Origin of the sequence: Shinella sp. WSD5-1 (assembly GCF_963942435.1) — a bacterium.
Taxonomy (GTDB): domain Bacteria; phylum Pseudomonadota; class Alphaproteobacteria; order Rhizobiales; family Rhizobiaceae; genus Shinella; species Shinella yambaruensis.
Genome location: NZ_OZ012596.1, coordinates 2,351,059 through 2,367,614, shown reverse-complemented (window position 1 = coordinate 2,367,614; position 16,556 = coordinate 2,351,059). Strand labels below are relative to the sequence as shown.

At 64.6% G+C, this 16,556-nt stretch carries 15 protein-coding genes; 7 read left to right on the top strand and 8 right to left on the bottom strand.

Features of this window, described 5'->3' with window-relative positions; all coding sequences use genetic code 11:
• The first annotated feature begins 1 nt into the window (after position 1).
• Positions 2–1,186 (top strand): MFS transporter, encoded by a 1,185-nt coding sequence (locus tag AABQ55_RS11585; RefSeq protein ID WP_244765806.1) that lies wholly within the window; start codon positions 2–4, stop codon positions 1,184–1,186.
• A gap of 93 nt (positions 1,187–1,279) precedes the next feature.
• Positions 1,280–1,447 carry a 50S ribosomal protein L33 gene (gene rpmG, locus AABQ55_RS11580; protein ID WP_034795357.1) on the top strand — a complete coding sequence of 56 codons (168 nt, stop codon included), beginning with the start codon at positions 1,280–1,282 and terminating at the stop codon, positions 1,445–1,447.
• A gap of 683 nt (positions 1,448–2,130) precedes the next feature.
• Here rpmG and AABQ55_RS11575 read toward each other — a convergent pair.
• Both AABQ55_RS11575 and AABQ55_RS11570 read right to left on the bottom strand, forming a co-directional pair.
• Positions 2,131–3,498 (bottom strand): PleD family two-component system response regulator, encoded by a 1,368-nt coding sequence (locus AABQ55_RS11575; protein ID WP_244765807.1) that lies wholly within the window; start codon positions 3,496–3,498, stop codon positions 2,131–2,133.
• 16 nt (positions 3,499–3,514) lie between these two features.
• On the bottom strand, positions 3,515–3,886 hold the full coding sequence (locus AABQ55_RS11570) for a response regulator (protein ID WP_010065708.1): 372 nt from the start codon (positions 3,884–3,886) through the stop codon (positions 3,515–3,517).
• Between the two features lie 141 nt (positions 3,887–4,027).
• On the opposite strand from AABQ55_RS11570, the gene AABQ55_RS11565 reads away from it, so the two are divergent.
• From AABQ55_RS11565 to AABQ55_RS11555, 3 genes are all read left to right on the top strand, one after another.
• Positions 4,028–4,327 carry a DUF3572 domain-containing protein gene (locus AABQ55_RS11565; RefSeq protein WP_244765808.1) on the top strand — a complete coding sequence of 100 codons (300 nt, stop codon included), beginning with the start codon at positions 4,028–4,030 and terminating at the stop codon, positions 4,325–4,327.
• 123 nt (positions 4,328–4,450) lie between these two features.
• The gene (locus AABQ55_RS11560; RefSeq protein WP_272805107.1) at positions 4,451–5,797 is read left to right on the top strand and encodes a DNA polymerase IV; all 1,347 of its coding nucleotides are present in this window, start codon (positions 4,451–4,453) and stop codon (positions 5,795–5,797) included.
• A gap of 130 nt (positions 5,798–5,927) precedes the next feature.
• On the top strand, positions 5,928–7,244 hold the full coding sequence (locus tag AABQ55_RS11555; protein WP_272805106.1) for a L,D-transpeptidase family protein: 1,317 nt from the start codon (positions 5,928–5,930) through the stop codon (positions 7,242–7,244).
• 104 nt (positions 7,245–7,348) lie between these two features.
• On the opposite strand, the gene AABQ55_RS11550 is transcribed toward AABQ55_RS11555, so the two are convergent.
• The gene (locus tag AABQ55_RS11550; protein ID WP_244766003.1) at positions 7,349–7,918 is read right to left on the bottom strand and encodes a TetR/AcrR family transcriptional regulator; all 570 of its coding nucleotides are present in this window, start codon (positions 7,916–7,918) and stop codon (positions 7,349–7,351) included.
• Between the two features lie 178 nt (positions 7,919–8,096).
• On the opposite strand from AABQ55_RS11550, the gene AABQ55_RS11545 reads away from it, so the two are divergent.
• Positions 8,097–8,495, top strand: coding sequence for a RidA family protein (locus AABQ55_RS11545; RefSeq protein ID WP_272805105.1), 399 nt, complete (start codon positions 8,097–8,099; stop codon positions 8,493–8,495).
• A 3-nt stretch (positions 8,496–8,498) separates the two neighbouring features.
• Here the strand turns inward: AABQ55_RS11545 and dnaE are convergent, their stop codons facing one another.
• Together dnaE and AABQ55_RS11535 are read right to left on the bottom strand one after the other, a co-directional pair.
• The gene (gene dnaE, locus AABQ55_RS11540) at positions 8,499–11,996 is read right to left on the bottom strand and encodes a DNA polymerase III subunit alpha (RefSeq protein WP_272805104.1); all 3,498 of its coding nucleotides are present in this window, start codon (positions 11,994–11,996) and stop codon (positions 8,499–8,501) included.
• 128 nt (positions 11,997–12,124) lie between these two features.
• Positions 12,125–12,250 carry a hypothetical protein gene (locus AABQ55_RS11535; protein ID WP_272805103.1) on the bottom strand — a complete coding sequence of 42 codons (126 nt, stop codon included), beginning with the start codon at positions 12,248–12,250 and terminating at the stop codon, positions 12,125–12,127.
• A gap of 91 nt (positions 12,251–12,341) precedes the next feature.
• On the opposite strand from AABQ55_RS11535, the gene AABQ55_RS11530 reads away from it, so the two are divergent.
• On the top strand, positions 12,342–12,923 hold the full coding sequence (locus tag AABQ55_RS11530; protein ID WP_272805102.1) for a hypothetical protein: 582 nt from the start codon (positions 12,342–12,344) through the stop codon (positions 12,921–12,923).
• 118 nt (positions 12,924–13,041) lie between these two features.
• Here the strand turns inward: AABQ55_RS11530 and AABQ55_RS11525 are convergent, their stop codons facing one another.
• The 3 genes from AABQ55_RS11525 to proS are packed head-to-tail and all read right to left on the bottom strand — an operon-like array spanning position 13,042 to position 16,412.
• Positions 13,042–13,728, bottom strand: a complete 687-nt coding sequence (locus AABQ55_RS11525; RefSeq protein WP_244765814.1) for an ABC transporter ATP-binding protein — start codon at positions 13,726–13,728, stop codon at positions 13,042–13,044.
• 11 nt (positions 13,729–13,739) lie between these two features.
• Positions 13,740–15,047 carry a lipoprotein-releasing ABC transporter permease subunit gene (locus AABQ55_RS11520; RefSeq protein WP_244765815.1) on the bottom strand — a complete coding sequence of 436 codons (1,308 nt, stop codon included), beginning with the start codon at positions 15,045–15,047 and terminating at the stop codon, positions 13,740–13,742.
• A 36-nt stretch (positions 15,048–15,083) separates the two neighbouring features.
• Positions 15,084–16,412, bottom strand: a complete 1,329-nt coding sequence (proS, locus tag AABQ55_RS11515) for a proline--tRNA ligase (protein ID WP_244765816.1) — start codon at positions 16,410–16,412, stop codon at positions 15,084–15,086.
• Between the last annotated feature and the right edge of the window lie 144 nt (positions 16,413–16,556).

Here is a 16,556-nt window from a genome sequence, read left to right as displayed (position 1 = left end):
TATGACGCAGCCGCAATCCGGCACCTCCGGCCCGGTGGACAGCATCCACTGGCGGTCTCTCATTGCAGCCGTCGCCGCCATTTCCGCCGTCGGCATCGCGATCGGCCTCGGCCTTCCGCTGCTCTCGATCATCATGGAAAAGCGTGGCATCTCCTCCACGCTCATCGGCATCAATTCCGCCATGGCCGGTATCGCCGCCATGGTCGCCGCGCCTTTCACCACGCGCCTTGCGCATGCCTGCGGCACCTCGACCACCATGCTGGGCGCCATCCTGCTTGCGGCCGTCAGCGGCCTCGGCTTCTACTACATCCAGAATTTCTGGCTGTGGTTTCCGCTCCGCCTTGTCTTCCACGGCGCGATCACCACGCTCTTCATCCTCTCGGAGTTCTGGATCAACGCCGCCGCCCCGCCCCGGCGGCGCGGCCTGGTGCTCGGCATCTACGCCACGGTTCTCTCGCTCGGCTTCGCCACGGGGCCCCTGCTCTTCTCGCTCCTCGGCAGCGACGGCGTGCTGCCCTTCGCGGTGGGCGCGGGCATCATCCTGCTTGCCGCCGCCCCCATCTTCATTGCGCGCGGCGAAAGCCCGATCATCGACGAGAAGCCGGAGCTGCATTTCATGCGCTACATCCTTCTCGTGCCGACGGCGACGGCGGCAGTCTTCATCTTCGGCGCGGTGGAAGTGGGCGGGCTCTCGCTCCTGCCCATCTATGCGACGCGCGCCGGCTTCAGCGAGCCCCAGGCGGCCCTGCTGCTCACCGTCATGGGCATCGGCAACATGGCGTTCCAGATCCCGCTCGGCATGCTCTCCGACCGCATGAAGGACCGCAGGCGCCTGCTGACCATCATGGCGGTCATCGGCCTTGTCGGCGCCCTCTGCCTGCCCCTCATCGCGCACAGCTGGGTGCTGATGGCCGCCGTGCTGCTGCTGTGGGGCGGCTGCGTCGCCGGCCTCTACACGGTGGGCCTCAGCCACCTCGGCTCGCGCCTGCACGGGGCGGACCTTGCAGCCGCCAATGCCGCCTTCATCTTCTGCTATGCGGTGGGCACCGTCGTCGGTCCGCAGGCGATCGGCGCGGCGATGGACGTTTCCGGCAATGACGGTTTTGCCTGGGCGATCGTCGCCTTCTTCGGGTTTTACCTCGTACTTTCGCTCGCCCGGATGGTTTTCCGGCCGAAACAGGCTTGACTTTTCGGGCGCGATTTGTAGTTTCCGCCCAGATTTAAGCCGTGGAGCAGACTGGCTGTCCGCGGCTTCGTTTTTCATAAAGGCAGGACGACCATGGCCAAGGCTACCACCATCAAGATCAAGCTGCTGTCGACGGCCGACACCGGTTTCTTCTACGTAACCACGAAGAACAGCCGTACGATGACGGAAAAGATGACCAAGACGAAGTACGACCCGGTCGTCAAGAAGCACGTCGAATTCAAGGAAACCAAGATCAAGTAATCTTGGGAGCCATTGCGGTTCGCAAAGGCGCTGGACGGAAACGTCCGGCGCCTTTTCTTTTGGCTGCGGGCCGGCGCCCCGTTCTGGTCTCCGAATCAAAAACGCCGCTCCCGTGAAGGGAGCGGCGTTGAACGGGGGTCGACCAATTATGACAACGGCACGAGGATTCCGTATTTGTCATAACCGGTCGACCGACCCCACGACCCAGGAGATGCGGCGGACCTAGCATCATGGGGTAACCGGTTGTGTGGGCTTGTTTGCCACCCATGAGTTGAGCATCGCGCGAAAAAGAAAAAAAATCAACGAATTCTTAACGCTCCCCCGACGCCTCGTTGTCTCATAGTTAATCGCGGTGGGGACAAGTGTGCCAAGGAGCACCGGTTTCGTCATGGATCACGACAAGGACAGGCCCGCATCCTTCAACCACGGCACGAAGGGCCTGCAACCCTGACAAACCGCCCCATTGGCGCACGGAAAGATTGCGCGCAATACAACCCATTGATAAAATTCGCCAAACTTGAATGGTATGATTTATAACAAGATTTCACGACAGGCCGCAATCCCGCGGCGTCGTGCGATTCATCTCCGCCGGCAAACGGCTTTTTGGGGCAACTGCCCGATTTTCAAGGCAAATGCCCAGCAACTAAATTGCCTGTGGACAAACGTGAGGCGAATCGGCCGACTCAGGCGGCTGCCGCCACCACCCGGTTGCGGCCGGAGCGCTTCGCCTCGTAGAGCGCCGCATCGGCACGCTTCAGCAGGGCATCAGGGCTGTCTCCCGCCGGCAGCGCGCTGGCAAGGCCGAGCGAGGCGGTGACGGGCAGGAAGACATCCGTGCCGGGCACGCGGAACGGTTCCCGCTCGACGATCGCGCGAAGGCGCTCCGCCACGCCCGCCGCCATCTCGGCCGACGTATCCGGCATGACCAGAACGAATTCCTCCCCGCCGTAGCGGCAGGCAAGGTCGGCGCCGCGCACGGCCGAGCGCACGCGGTTGGCGAATTCGCGCAGCACGGCGTCGCCCGCATCATGGCCGTAGGTATCGTTGACCAGCTTGAACCGGTCGATATCGGTGATGCAGACCGACAGCGGCCGGCCGCGCGCGGCGGCGCGGTCGATCAGGAGCTTCATGTGATTGTCGAGGTAGCGGCGGTTATGCAGGCCCGTCAGGCCGTCCGTGACGGCCAGCTCGATGGTCTGGCGCACGCTGGCGCGCAGGCGGTCGTTGCAGCGCTTGCGGCGGATCTGGGTGAGGCTGCGGGCGATCAGCTCGTTCGGATCGACCGGCCGCATCAGGTAGTCCGTCACGCCGAGATCGAGCGCGCGCACGACCATGTCGTCGTCGCCCTGCTCGGCGATCAGCAGGATCGGCAGGAAGCGCGTTCGCTCCAGCGAGCGAAGCTGCGAGCACAGGCGCAGCGGATCGTAGTCGTCGAAATTGGCGTTGACGATCACCAGTTCGAAATTGCTCTCGGCCGCCTGGAAGAGCGCGGCCTGCGGGTCCGACATGCTGGTGACATCGGCGATCGGCTTCAGCGCGCGCGCGATGCGCTCCTGCGAGCTTGCCCGGCCGTCGACGAGCAGCACGTCGCCCGGCTCGTCGCCCAGCGAATCGTCGAGCCCTTCCTCCATGGAGATGGCACGGGCGGTGGCCGCGCGCATGCGCAGCTCGTCCGTCAGCGTCTTCAACCGCACGAGGCTTTTCACCCGCGACATGAGCTGCAGGTCGTTGACCGGCTTGGTCAGGAAGTCGTCGGCACCGGCCTTGAGGCCCCGCACCCGGTCGGACGGCTGGTCGAGCGCCGTCACCATGACCACCGGGATATGGGCGGTGCGCGGATTGGCCTTCAGCCGCTCGCAGACCTCGAAACCGTCGATGCCGGGCATCATGATGTCGAGCAGGATGAGGTCGACCTGGGTGCGCTCGCACATGGCCAGCGCGTCGTAGCCATTCCCAGCCGTCAGCACGTCGAAATATTCCGCCAGCAGCCGCGCCTCGAGCAGCTTCACATTGGCCGGAATGTCGTCGACGACGAGAATGCGTGCTGTCATGCCCCAGACCTCCGCCTCAAGCGTCGCCGAGATAGGTTTTGATCGTTTCGATGAATTTCGGAACGGAAATCGGCTTGGAGACATAGGCCTCGCAGCCGCCCTGGCGGATGCGCTCCTCGTCGCCCTTCATCGCAAAGGCCGTGACAGCGATCACCGGGATGACATGGAGCTCGTCGTCCTCCTTCAGCCACTTGGTGACCTCAAGGCCCGAGACCTCCGGAAGCTGGATGTCCATCAGGATCAGGTCCGGGCGATATTTTCGGGCAAGATCAAGGGCTTCCATGCCATTACGGGTCTGGATGGTCGTATAGCCGGACGCCTCGATGAGGTCCCGGAAGAGCTTCATGTTGAGCTCGTTGTCCTCGACAATCATCACCTGCTTGGGCATCGTGCGTCCCTGTTCCTCTCACCGGCCTTGCAACCTTTTGGGAGATCGATACGTTGCGGCAGAGCCGAAATCACCCAGCCTGTCCGCATCAACGTTAGCGTGACTTGGTTGATTAAAAGGTAAATTTTCCGAGGGAAAACGATGAAAAGCCAAAAAGATACACCCGCGGTGGCCGAGGCGGAGGCAACCGCCGTCGCCATCCTCGGCTGGCTTGCCGGCGAACCGGAGCTGCTGTCGCGCTTCCTCGCGCTCACCGGCGTTGCCCCTTCCGAAGTGCGCAATGCCGTCAACGATCCCGGCTTCCTCGCCGGTCTCGTCGGCTTCCTGATGGACCATGAGCCGACGCTTCTCGCCTTCAGCGCGGCGACGGGCGTTACGCCGGAAGCGGTCGTGCATGCCCACGCCATCCTCTCCGGGCCATATGGCGGCGAGGATTTCTGAGCGGGCGCTTCGCCGGGGTCGCCACGCGCTTGCCTGTGCGTCGTCATGCATTCACCTCCGGCGACTATTGAGACTCGTGAATTTAAGCAGTAATGTCGCGATGTTCAATATTTGTTCCATACGATGAGCATCGCCGACTCGCGTTTTCCGGGCTTCTGCCGCGACTGCCTTGCCGGGCAGCCGGCCAATCTGCGCCGCTGCCGTGCCTGCGGCAGCCCCCGCCTCGTCTATCATGACGAGCTCTACGGCCTGACGCTCGCCCATATCGACTGCGACGCCTTCTACGCCGCGATCGAAAAGCGGGACAATCCGGAGCTTGCCGACAAGCCCGTCATCGTCGGCGGCGGCAAGCGCGGCGTCGTCTCCACCGCCTGCTATGTCGCGCGGATCCATGGCGTGCGCTCGGCCATGCCGATGTTCAAGGCGCTGGAGGCCTGCCCGAACGCCGTCGTCATCAGCCCGAACATGGAGAAATACGTCGCCGTGGGCCGGCAGGTGCGCGCGATGATGCAGGACCTGACGCCGCTGGTGCAGCCGCTTTCCATCGACGAGGCCTTTCTGGAGCTCAAGGGCACCGAACGCCTGCACCACGACCCGCCCGCCCGGGTGCTCGCCCGCTTCGCCCAGCGCGTGGAGAAGGAGGTCGGCATCACGATCTCGATCGGCCTTTCCTATTGCAAGTTCCTCGCCAAGGTCGCCTCGGACCTCAACAAGCCGCGCGGCTTTTCCGTCATCGGCGCGGCCGAAGCGCTCGACTTCCTGCGCGAAAAGCCGGTGCGCCTCATCTGGGGTGTCGGCAAGGCCTTCGCCGAGACGCTGGAGCGCGACGGCATCCGCACCGTCGGCCAGTTGCAGACCATGGAGGAAACCGACCTGATGCGTCGCTACGGCGTGATGGGCAAGCGGCTCTTCAACCTCTCCCGCGGGCAGGACGACCGGGAGGTGCACCCGAACGACCCGGCCAAGAGCGTGTCGGCCGAAACCACCTTCTTCGACGATATCGCGGGCTACGATGAGCTGGTGACGCATCTGCGCCGCCTCAGCGAGAAGGTGGCCACGCGCCTGCGCAAATCCGGCATTGCCGGCCATACGGTCGTGCTCAAGCTGAAGACCGCCGATTTCAAGGGCCGCACGCGCAACCGCAAGCTGGAAGACCCGACCATGCTTGCCGACCGCATCTTCCGCACCGGCGCCGAACTCCTGCGCAAGGAGATCGACGGCACGAAGTACCGGCTGATCGGCATCGGCGTCAGCGACCTTGCCGATCCCGGCCGCGCCGATCCGCCGGATCTCGTCGATCCCGCCGCCGGCCGCCGCGCCGCCGCCGAAGCCGCGATGAACACGCTGCGCGACAAATTCGGCAAGGCGAGCGTGGAGACCGGCTATACGTTCGGCAAATCCGGCCCGGCTCGTTTTCACGAAAAGTTGACATTCAAGACCGCCGGAAAAATCGACGACCCGACCGAATAAATCCCGGCAAGCCGGCGTTCTGACTGCATCGGGATGGCACAGATCGGGGAAGCGCCGGCAAGCATCAAGCCTTCCTTAAACCGGATGCACTACGCTTCCCGCCGGTTTGTATTGCGTACGGATGGGTCACATGAAGTTTCGCCTCGTTACCGGCATGAGCATGTTGGGCCTGATGCTGAGCTGCGCCACCGCGCTCGGCGGCGCGCTCGAAGGTCCGCTCCAGATCATGGTGTCGAAGGACCTGCAGCAATTGAAGGTCTACGATGGCGGCGTGGTGGTCGCCACCTCGCGCGTCTCCACCGGCAAGGCGGGACATTCGACGCCGACCGGCATCTTCTCGATCCTCGAGAAGAAGCGCACGCACTTCTCCAACCTCTACGACAGCGCGCCGATGCCCTTCATGCAGCGGCTGACCTGGTCGGGCATCGCGCTGCACGCCTCCAACAGCGTGCCGTCCTATCCCGCCTCGCACGGCTGCGTGCGCCTGCCGAACGATTTTGCGAAGACGCTGTTCAGCACGACGCGCCGCGGCGGCCACGTCCTCATCACCGACCACGAGGTCGCGCCGCAGCGCATCGTGCATGCCGCGCTATTCAAGCCCGTCGTCGTCGTGCCGGATACGCCGCTGCTCTCGGATGCGGGCCTGCGCCCCGCCCTCATCGAAGCCGGCGACAAGAGCGTCGAGGTGGCGATGACCGATCCAAAGCCGGATATCGTCACGCCCATCGTGCAGAAGACAGAACAGGACCCGATCCGCATCCTCATCACCCGCCGCGGCGAGCGCGAGATGCTGATGGACCTGCAGGCCCTCCTCAATTCGCTCGGCCATGACGCCGGCGTGCCGGACGGCCTGCACGGCAAGCAGACCGTGGCCGCCATCCGCGCCTTCCAGCGCGCCGAGGGGCTGACGGAGGACGGCGTGATCGCGCCGGAGCTCATCGCCGCCGTCTATGCCAAGGCCGGCAAGGGGGCGCCGCCGAACGGGCAGATCCTCGTGCGGCAGAAGTTCAAGCCCGTGCTCGAAATGCCGATCGCCATCCGCGATCCGGACATCGCCCTCGGCACGCATTTCCTGCTCGCCCGCGGGGTCGATGCCGACAAGGGCAAGGCGGAATGGTATGGCGTGAGCATGGACAACCAGCTCTCGCAGGCGACGATGAAGCGCCTCGGCATCACCACCGAAGCGGACGCAGCCGCCCCCGACGCGCTGGCCAGGACCCTCGACCGCCTCGACATTCCCGAGGAGATGCGCCTGCGCATTTCCGGCCTGATGGGCGAAGGCGCCTCCCTCTCCATCTCCGACACCGGCCTCGGCCCGGAGACCGGCGACGGCACGGACTTCATCACCGTGACGCGCAAGGTGCAGAAGGCGGATGCCGGGATCGTGCAAGGCGGCAAGAAGACAAAGAAAAAGAAGAAGGCGTCATCGATCTCCGTCGTCAACTGACCGGAGACGCCTGACATGACATCAGGGCCGCTCGCTCTTCCGGCGCCGCGGCCCTTTTCGTTCCGTCCCTCGCCGAAACATCGCAGCAGAAATTGCGCACCGCGTCAGGACGGTTTGGCGAGAAGACCCGTCGCAAGCGCCTGGAACACCTCGATCGCCTTCGGCAGGACACCCTTCGGATCGTCGCTCGCCGCGATCCAGAGCGCGGCGTTGAACGCCATGCTGCTGAGGAGCCGGGCGGCGGCCTCGGCATCCACCGGCTTGAGCATTCCTTCGGCAATGAGTTGTTCCACCTTCGCCTGCGTGACCTGCAGGCAGTTGCTCTGGCTCGGCCATCGCGAGGGGTCTCCCAGTACGGCAGGCCCATCGAGCAGGACGATGCGCTGCACCTCGGGGTCGAGGGACATTTCGATATAGGCCGCCCCTTCCGCCAGGAGGCCGCTCCAATCGTCTCCTGCGCAAGCGCCGATCTGCTTGGCGCGCGCGGCCATCTCCGTGTCGATCTGATGCACGACCGCCGCGAGAAGACCCCGCTTGTCGCCAAAAATATTGTAGAGCGCGCCGCGCGTCAGCCCCACATCGGCGGTCAAGTCGTCCATGGAGGCGGCCGCGTATCCCTTCCTGCCGAAGGCCTTGCGCGCCGCGCCGATCAGCTTGATCCGGTTTTCCTCCATCATCGCGATGCGTCGATTCACGCTTTCATCCTCGTTCTTTTCATATACGGCGCGTATACGAACTTGACATCGCGGCCCCGAACACCCAATTTCATATACGCAACGTATATGAAATTACGATCGTTGTGAAGCATCCTGGCCTCCCCGGCCACCTCCACCCTTGAAAGGGAGATCAACCATGACCCAGCGCGAAGCGATTTTTCCGGCGGACAGACACGCCCTCTACGACGAGCACGGCTATTCGGCCGCGATCAAATCCGGCGACCTCCTGTTCGTCTCCGGCCAGGTCGGCAGCCGTTCCGACGGAACGCCGGAGCCCGATTTCGAGCAGCAGGTGCGCCTCGCCTTCCGGAACCTCAAAGCGACGCTCGCGGCAGCGGGCTGCACCTTCGACGACATCATCGACGTGACATCCTTCCACACCGATCCCGAAAACCAGTTCGGCACGATCCTGGCCGTCAAGCAGGAGATCTTCGAGACGCGCCCCTATCCGAACTGGACCGCGATCGGCGTGAACTGGCTCGCCGGTTTCGACTTCGAGATCAAGGTTGTCGCCCGCGTGCCGGCGGCCGCATAGGCCTCAGACCAGCTCCACCTCCAGCACGCCCGGCGTGGAGCGCATGGCGGCGGCGATTTCCGAGGAGATGCGGAAGCGTTCGCTCAGCTCCACCTCGATTTCCCGCTGGCCGTCGTCCTTGATCACGATGAAGGAGACGAGGCCGTCGCCCTTCGTGTTGAGATGGGCGGCGATGGAGCGCAGGGGGCCGCTGTCGCGCACATAGACGCGCAGCGCCTTCTGGGTCTGCAGCGATTCCTCCTCGAGCGAGCGCAACGTCTGAATGCGCAGGCCGATACCCTCCGGCCGCTCCTCCGCCTGCACGGTCATGACCAGCGATTTGCCGGGCTCCAGAAGATCGCGGTACTGGTTCAGCATTTCGGAGAACAGCACCGCCTCGAACTGGCCGGACGAATCGGAAAAGGCGACGATGCCCATCTTGTTGCCGGTGCGCGTCTTGCGCTCCTGCTTCGAGGTGACCGTGCCGGCAAGGCGGCCGGCGGTGGCGCCGCGCTTCACCGCGGCGGAAAAATCGCCGAAGGTCTGCACGCGCATCTTGGAGAGGATCGGCGCATAGGTGTCGAGCGGATGGGCCGACAGGTAGAAGCCGAGCACCTGGAACTCGCGGTGCAGTTTTTCCGAGGCAAGCCAGGGCGTGTAGGAGGGGAGCGTGATGACCTCCGGCCCCGTCGCCGCGCCCATGCCGAAGATATCGCCCTGCCCGCTCGCCTTGTTCTCCTGCGCGCGCTGGGCAGCGCCGAGAAGCCGGTCGAGGCCGGCGATCATCGCGGCGCGGTCATGGCCGAAGCAATCGAAGGCGCCGGCGACGATCAGGCTTTCGAAGACGCGGCGGTTGACGAATTTGGGATCGATGCGCGCGCAGAAATCCTCAAGGCTCTTGAAGGGCGCAGACCCGCGCACATCGACGATGTGCTGCACGGCGGCCCCGCCGACACCCTTGATGGCGGCAAGCGCATAATAGATGCGGTTCTCGCCGGTCTCGAAATGGGCGAACGAGGTCTGCACCGACGGCGGGATGACCTCGATGCCGAGGCGGGCGGCATCCTGCCGGAAATCGTTCAGCTTGTCCGTGTTGGACATATCGTAGGTCATCGACGCGGCGAGGAACTCGACCGGGTAATGCGCCTTCAGATAGGCCGTCTGGTAGGAGACGATGGCATAGGCGGCGGCGTGCGACTTGTTGAAGCCGTAGTTCGCGAACTTGGCGAGCAGGTCGAAGATCAGGTCGGACTGCGGCTTCGACACGCCGTTCCTGACGGCGCCATCGACGAAGCGGGCGCGCTGCTTGTCCATCTCCTCCTTGATCTTCTTGCCCATGGCGCGGCGCAGAAGGTCGGCCTCGCCGAGCGAATAGCCGGACAGGACCTGGGCGATCTGCATCACCTGTTCCTGGTAGACGATGACGCCCTGCGTCTCCTTCAGGAGGTGGTCGATCATCGGATGGATCGATTCGATCTCCTCCTCGCCATGCTTGCGGGCGTTGTAGACCGGGATGTTTTCCATCGGGCCGGGGCGGTAGAGCGCCACCAGCGCAATGATGTCCTCGATGCAGTCCGGCCGCATGCCGATCAGCGCCTTGCGCATGCCCGCGCTTTCCACCTGGAACACGCCGACCGTCTCGCCGCGCGACAGCATCTCGTAAGTGAGCTGGTCGTCGAGCGGCAGGCTTTCGAGATGCACCTCGATGCCGCGCTTGCGGATGAAGTCGACCGCGGTCTTCAGCACCGTGAGCGTCTTCAGGCCGAGGAAGTCGAACTTGACGAGGCCGGCCTGCTCCACCCATTTCATGTTGAACTGGGTGACCGGCATGTCGGAGCGCGGATCTCGGTACATCGGCACGAGCTGCGAGAGCGGCCGGTCGCCGATCACGATGCCGGCGGCGTGCGTCGAAGCGTGGCGGTAGAGGCCCTCGATCTTCTGGGCGATATCGAGCAGGCGCGCGACGACCGGCTCCTTCTCCGCCTCTTCCTGCAGTTTCGGCTCCTCCTCGATCGCCTTGTAGAGCGGCGTCGGGTTGGCCGGGTTGTTCGGCACCAGCTTGCAGATCTTGTCGACCTGGCCATAGGGCATTTCGAGCACGCGCCCGACGTCGCGCAGCGCCGCGCGCGCCTGCAGCGAACCGAAGGTGATGATCTGCGCCACCTGCTCGCGGCCATATTTCTGCTGCACGTAGCGGATCACCTCTTCGCGGCGGTCCTGGCAGAAGTCGATGTCGAAGTCCGGCATCGAGACGCGTTCCGGATTGAGGAAGCGTTCGAAGAGCAGCGAGAAGCGCAGCGGATCGACGTCGGTAATCGTCAGCGCGTACGCGACCAGCGAGCCCGCGCCTGAGCCGCGGCCCGGACCGACCGGGATGTTGTGCTGCTTGGCCCATTTGATGAAGTCGGCAACGATCAGGAAGTAGCCGGGGAACTTCATCCGCTCGATGACGCTGAGCTCGAAATCCAGCCGCTCGCGGTAATCCTGCTCCGTATAGCCCGGCGTCAGGCCGAGCAGCTTCATGCGGCTTTCGAGGCCCTCCACGGATTGCCGGCGCAACTCCGCCGCCTCCGCCCTCTCGGCCTCCTCCGGATCCGCCGAAGCGCCGGTGAAGCGCGGCAGGATCGGGCCGCGCGTCTTCAGCACGAAGGAGCAGCGCCGCGCGATCTCCACCGTGTTCTCCAAGGCCTCCGGCAGGTCGGCGAAGAGCTTCGCCATGTCCTTTCGGCTCTTGAGGTAGTGGTCCGGCGACAGGCGGAAGCGGTTGTCGTCCGAAACCATCGCATTGTGCGCCACCGCCATCAGCGCGTCGTGTGCATCGTAATCGTCCGGGGCCGGGAAGAACGGCTCGTTGGTCGCCACCAGCGGCACGTCCTCCGCATAGGCAAGCTCCACCATCCGCCGCTCGTGCTGCCTGTCGTAGCGGCCATGCCGCTGCAGCTCGATATAGAGCCGGTCGCCGAAGACCTTCTTCAGCGCCTGAAGCCGCGCCCGCGCCAATGCCGGCTGGCCGGCCAGGAAGGCCATGTCGACCGGACCGCCGCTCGCGCCGGAAAGCGCGATCAGCCCTTCCGCGCCCTCCTCGACCAGCCAGCTATAGGCGATCCGGATCGCCTGGCTGCCCTCGCCGCCGAGATAGGCGCGGCTGACCAGCGCGACGAGCCGGGCGTAACCCGCATCCGTCGCCGCCAGAAGCACGATCGAGGGCAGCTTTGCAAGCTGGGCCTGTCCGCCGCGCCGCTCGCCTTCCCCTTCGTCTTCCATGTCGATCGACAGCTGGCAGCCGATCAGCGGCTGGATTCCCTCGCTAATCGCCTTCTGCGAGAATTCGAGCGCCGCGAACAGGTTGTTCGTGTCGGTGATCGCGATCGCCGGCTGCTGGTCGGAAGTGGCCTTGCCGATGATCTTCTTGATCGGCAGGGCGCCTTCGAGCAGCGAGAAGGCCGAATGCACGCGCAGGTGCACGAATTCCGGCGTCTGTACGATCGTTCCGCCATCCGTCTTCTGCGCTTCGTCCGCCATGTCACCTTCCTTCCGATCAGGACGGAAAGCTTAAGCGGATTCGCCCCCTCCTCGTCCAGCCGGTTCTTGGCGTTGCACCCGCTTTCCACGCATCGGCAGACGACGGGCCGGTGAGGCAAGGCGGACGATCAGATTCCGAAGAGGATGACGGAGAAGCTGGCGACGAACATGGCCATGGAGGTGAATGCAGCAAGATCACGAAGAAAATCGGTCATTGTGGCTCCCTTTCCTTTTATGTTTTCATTTTGTTCCATTATTGTTCTCATGTCAACCGCTTTCCACAGGCCCTCTGGACCGGCACGTCCGGGCGCAATAAGGTCGCCTCGGTCAAACGGAGGAAAAAAGATGAAGTCGTTGATTGCCGTCCTTGTGCTTTCAGCCGCCCTGCCCGCCGCGGCGGGGGCTGCGGACTTTCCGGCCGAGCGCATCCTGGCGATGGCCAGCGGCGACTGGAACAAGGACGGCGTGCCGGACCTCGCCATCGTCGCGACGGCGGACGAGGACAGCGGCAACGACAGCGGGCTCTATGTCTATCTCGCCAAACCGGAGGAAGGCCGGCTGACGCTGGCGCTCTCCCTGCCGAACACCGTCTGGGGCAGCCCGCCCATCATGGCCGGCCAGGAGCCGGAGCTGGCGGCGCTTGCCAACGGTTCCTTCACGCTGGTGACGAAGAACGAATCGATCGGCCGGGACCGGTGGCGCCAGACGCTGACCATCGCCTACCGCAACTTCGACTTCATCGTCGCGGGCTACACCTTCTCGTCCTACGATACGCTCAACCCGGACGGGGGAAGCGAATGCGACCTCAACGTGCTGACCGGCAAGGGCAAGGCCCTCGGGCAACCGATCAGCGGACAGGCGCAGTTCGTGCTGCTGAAGGACTGGAAGGACGGGATTGCCCGCTCGGTCTGCGGGCTGGACAACTAGAGCGTCCGTTCGGACGCAACACCGCCGCGCGCTCTTCCCAGGAAAGCGGAAAAATGCCGTTGGCGGTCCGGTTCGGGCAGTATGGCGGCCGGTCTCCAGCCGGCCGGCGCGCTCGGCCTCAGGCGAGCTCGTGCACGCGGCCGTCCTCGATCGTCACCCGGCGATCCATCAGGCCGGCGAGCTCGTGGTTGTGGGTGGCGATCAGTGCGGCAAGGCCCGACTGGCGGGCAAGCGCCTCCAGCGCCTCGAAGACGTAGCCGGCGGTTTCCGGATCGAGGTTGCCGGTCGGCTCGTCGGCAAGCAGCAGGAGTGGCGCATTGGCGACGGCCCGGGCGATGGCGACGCGCTGCTGCTCGCCGCCGGAGAGTTCCGACGGGCGGTGGTCGGCGCGGTGGCCGATGCGCATGTAATCGAGCAGCTGGGCGGCGCGTTCGCGCGCTTCCGCCTTGGAAAGGCCGGAGATGAGCTGCGGCATCATGATGTTTTCCAGCGCGCTGAATTCCGGCAGGAGATGATGGAACTGGTAGACGAAGCCGATCTCGCCGCGCCGGATCGCCGTGCGCTGGTCATCGGGAAGCGTCGCGCAGGAATGGCCGTTGACGAAGACCTCGCCGGCGTCGGGTTTTTCCAGCAGGCCGGCGATGTGCAGGAGCGTCGACTTGCCGGTGCCCGAGGGCGCGACGAGCGCGACGGTCTCGCCGCTCTTCAGCGTGAAATCGGCCCCTTTGAGGATCGTCAACAGGGTTTCGCCCTGGCCGTAGTGCCGTTCGATGCCCTTGAGTTCCAGAGCGACGCGCGCGTTCATGCGTTCTGTTCCTATTCGTACCGCAGGGCCTGAACCGGATCGAGCTTGGAGGCGCGCCAGGCAGGGAAGATAGTCGCGAGGAAGGAGAGCGCCAGCGCCATGAGGATGACCGAAATCGTCTCGCCGGCATTCATGTCGGCCGGCAGCTGGCTGAGGAAATAGAGTTCCGGGTTGAACAGCGTCGTGCCCGAGATCCAGGAGAAGAACTGGCGGATCGATTCGACGTTGAGGCAGACGATGACGCCGAGCAGCACGCCCGCGAAGGTGCCCACCGTGCCGATCGCCGCGCCCGTCATGAAGAAGATGCGCATGATGGCGCCTGATGTGGCGCCCATGGTGCGCAGGATCGCGATGTCGCTGCCCTTGTCCTTCACCAGCATGATGAGGCCGGAGATGATGTTGAGCGCGGCGACGAGCACGATCAGCGTCAGGATCATGAACATGACGTTGCGCTCGACCTGCAGGGCCGAGAAGAAGGTGCGGTTGCGCTGGCGCCAGTCGGTGATGAAGATCTGCCGTTCGGCCGCCGCCTCGATCGGCTGGCGCAGCTGGTCGACATCGTCGGGATTGGCGACGAAGAGCTCGATCGACTGAACGACGCCCTCGGCGTTGAAATAGAGCTGCGCCTCCTCGAGCGGCATGTAGATGATCGACGCGTCGTATTCCGACATGCCGATCTCGAAGATGGCGGAGACCGTGTAGGTCTTCACGCGCGGATTGACGCCGAGCGGCGTCACGTCGCCTTCCGGCGCGACGAGCGTGATCTGGCCGCCGGCGCTGAGGCCGAGCTGCTCGGCCATGCGCGAGCCGATGGCGACGCCGCTGCCGGAGGCGAACCCGACGAGATCGCCCTCCTTGATGTTGTCGGAGACGGCCTTCATCTTGGCGAGATCGTCGGCGCGCACGCCGCGTACCAGCGCGCCGGTGCCGGCGCCTGCCGTGCCCGAGGCGAGCGTCTGGCCCTCGACGAGCGGAATGGCCATGGTGACGCCGGGGACCGCGGACAGGCGCTCTGCGAGCTGGGCATAGTTGTTCAGCGGCGTGTCGATCGGCTGGACGATCATGTGGCCGTTGATGCCGAGGATGCGCGAGATCAACTCGGTGCGGAACCCGTTCATGACGGCCATGACGATGATGAGCGTCGCAACGCCCAGCATGATGCCGATGAAGGAGAAGCCGGCAATCACCGAGATGAAGGCTTCCTTGCGCCGGGAGCGCAGGTAGCGCCAGGCGACCATCCGCTCGAAGGCGGAGAACGGGCGGTTCTTGTTGAAGGCCTGCGCCTCGGTTGCAGATGCACCGCTCGCTGCGTCAGCCATGATTTCCCCCGTTGCCGCCGGCGCCGCTGCGCCGCATCAAATGCCGGACGTCAGGCGGTTGATCGCCGCCTCGATGGTCAGCGTCTCGCGTTCGCCGGTCTTGCGATCCTTGATCTCGACCTCGCCGTTCGCGATGCCGCGCGGACCGGCAATGACCTGCACCGGCGCGCCGATGAGGTCGGCGGTCGCGAATTTCGCGCCGGCGCGCTCGTCCTTATCGTCGTAGAGCACGTCGACGCCGGCCTTCAGCAGCGCGCCATAGATCTGCTCGCAGGCCGCGTCGCAGGCGGCATCGCCCGACTTCATGTTGATGACGATCGCCTCGAAGGGCGCGACGGCCTTCGGCCAGATGATGCCGTTCTCATCATGCGAGGCTTCTATGATGGCCGGCACGAGGCGCGTCGGGCCGATGCCGTAGGAGCCCATATGCACGGTATGCTCCTTGCCGTCGGGGCCCTGGACCTTGGCGCCCATGGCTTCGGAATATTTCGTGCCGAAATAGAAGATGTGGCCGACCTCGATGCCCCGGGCCGACAGGCGCTCACCTTCCGGGATCGCCTCGAAGGCGGGCGCGTCGTGCATCTCGGAGGTGGCCGCGTAGCGAGAGGTCCACTTGTCGAAGATCGCCTTCAGGCCGGCGACATCCTCGAAGTTGGTGTCTTCCGCCGGAATGTCGAAATTCAGGAAATCCGTGTGGCAGAAGACTTCCGATTCGCCCGTATCGGCGAGGATGATGAATTCGTGGCTGAGATCGCCGCCGATCGGGCCGGTGTCGGCGCGCATCGGAATGGCGCGCAGGCCCATGCGCGAGAAGGTGCGCAGATACGCCGCGAACATGCGGTTGTAGGCGTGCACGGCGCCCTCGCGGTCGAGGTCGAAGGAATAGGCGTCCTTCATCAGGAATTCGCGCGAGCGCATGGTGCCGAAGCGCGGGCGGATCTCGTCGCGGAACTTCAGCTGGATATGGTAGAGATTGAGCGGCAGGTCCTTGTAGGACTTCACGAACGAGCGGAAGACGTCCGTGATCATCTCCTCGTTGGTCGGGCCGTAGAGCATCGGGCGCTCCTGGCGGTCCTTGATGCGCAGCATCTCCTTGCCATAGGCATCATAGCGGCCGCTTTCCTGCCAGAGCTCGGCCGATTGCAGCGTCGGCATCAGAAGCTCGACGGCGCCGGAGCGGTTCTGCTCCTCGCGGATGATGGCGTTCACCTTGTCGAGAACCCGCTTGCCCAGCGGCAGCCAGGTATAGATGCCCTGGGACTGCTGCTTGATCATGCCCGCACGCAGCATGAGCCGGTGAGAGACGATCTCGGCCTCCTTGGGATTTTCCTTGAGGATGGGCAGGAAGAAGCGGGAAAGGCGCATATCGGGTTCCGGAGTGACTGATCCGCCCTATTTCGGGAATCGGGCAAAATGACGTTGATTTTGATGCGTTCATAAACGCTTCGCCACCGGAAGGGAACCCGGCAGCCCGCGGCGGAGCGCCGAGTCGGCGCACTGTCCACCGCC

Bases quoted from the DNA above. Each gene is read 5' to 3' on its own strand.
- AABQ55_RS11585 (WP_244765806.1), top strand. From the start codon at position 2: ATGACGCAGCCGCAATCCGGCACCTCCGGCCCGGTGGACAGCATCCAC.
- rpmG (WP_034795357.1), top strand. From the start codon at position 1,280: ATGGCCAAGGCTACCACCATCAAGATCAAGCTGCTGTCGACGGCCGAC.
- AABQ55_RS11575 (WP_244765807.1), bottom strand. From the start codon at position 3,498: ATGACAGCACGCATTCTCGTCGTCGACGACATTCCGGCCAATGTGAAG.
- AABQ55_RS11570 (WP_010065708.1), bottom strand. From the start codon at position 3,886: ATGCCCAAGCAGGTGATGATTGTCGAGGACAACGAGCTCAACATGAAG.
- AABQ55_RS11565 (WP_244765808.1), top strand. From the start codon at position 4,028: ATGAAAAGCCAAAAAGATACACCCGCGGTGGCCGAGGCGGAGGCAACC.
- AABQ55_RS11560 (WP_272805107.1), top strand. From the start codon at position 4,451: ATGAGCATCGCCGACTCGCGTTTTCCGGGCTTCTGCCGCGACTGCCTT.
- AABQ55_RS11555 (WP_272805106.1), top strand. From the start codon at position 5,928: ATGAAGTTTCGCCTCGTTACCGGCATGAGCATGTTGGGCCTGATGCTG.
- AABQ55_RS11550 (WP_244766003.1), bottom strand. From the start codon at position 7,918: ATGGAGGAAAACCGGATCAAGCTGATCGGCGCGGCGCGCAAGGCCTTC.
- AABQ55_RS11545 (WP_272805105.1), top strand. From the start codon at position 8,097: ATGACCCAGCGCGAAGCGATTTTTCCGGCGGACAGACACGCCCTCTAC.
- dnaE (WP_272805104.1), bottom strand. From the start codon at position 11,996: ATGGCGGACGAAGCGCAGAAGACGGATGGCGGAACGATCGTACAGACG.
- AABQ55_RS11535 (WP_272805103.1), bottom strand. From the start codon at position 12,250: ATGGAACAAAATGAAAACATAAAAGGAAAGGGAGCCACAATGACCGAT.
- AABQ55_RS11530 (WP_272805102.1), top strand. From the start codon at position 12,342: ATGAAGTCGTTGATTGCCGTCCTTGTGCTTTCAGCCGCCCTGCCCGCC.
- AABQ55_RS11525 (WP_244765814.1), bottom strand. From the start codon at position 13,728: ATGAACGCGCGCGTCGCTCTGGAACTCAAGGGCATCGAACGGCACTAC.
- AABQ55_RS11520 (WP_244765815.1), bottom strand. From the start codon at position 15,047: ATGGCTGACGCAGCGAGCGGTGCATCTGCAACCGAGGCGCAGGCCTTC.
- proS (WP_244765816.1), bottom strand. From the start codon at position 16,412: ATGCGCCTTTCCCGCTTCTTCCTGCCCATCCTCAAGGAAAATCCCAAG.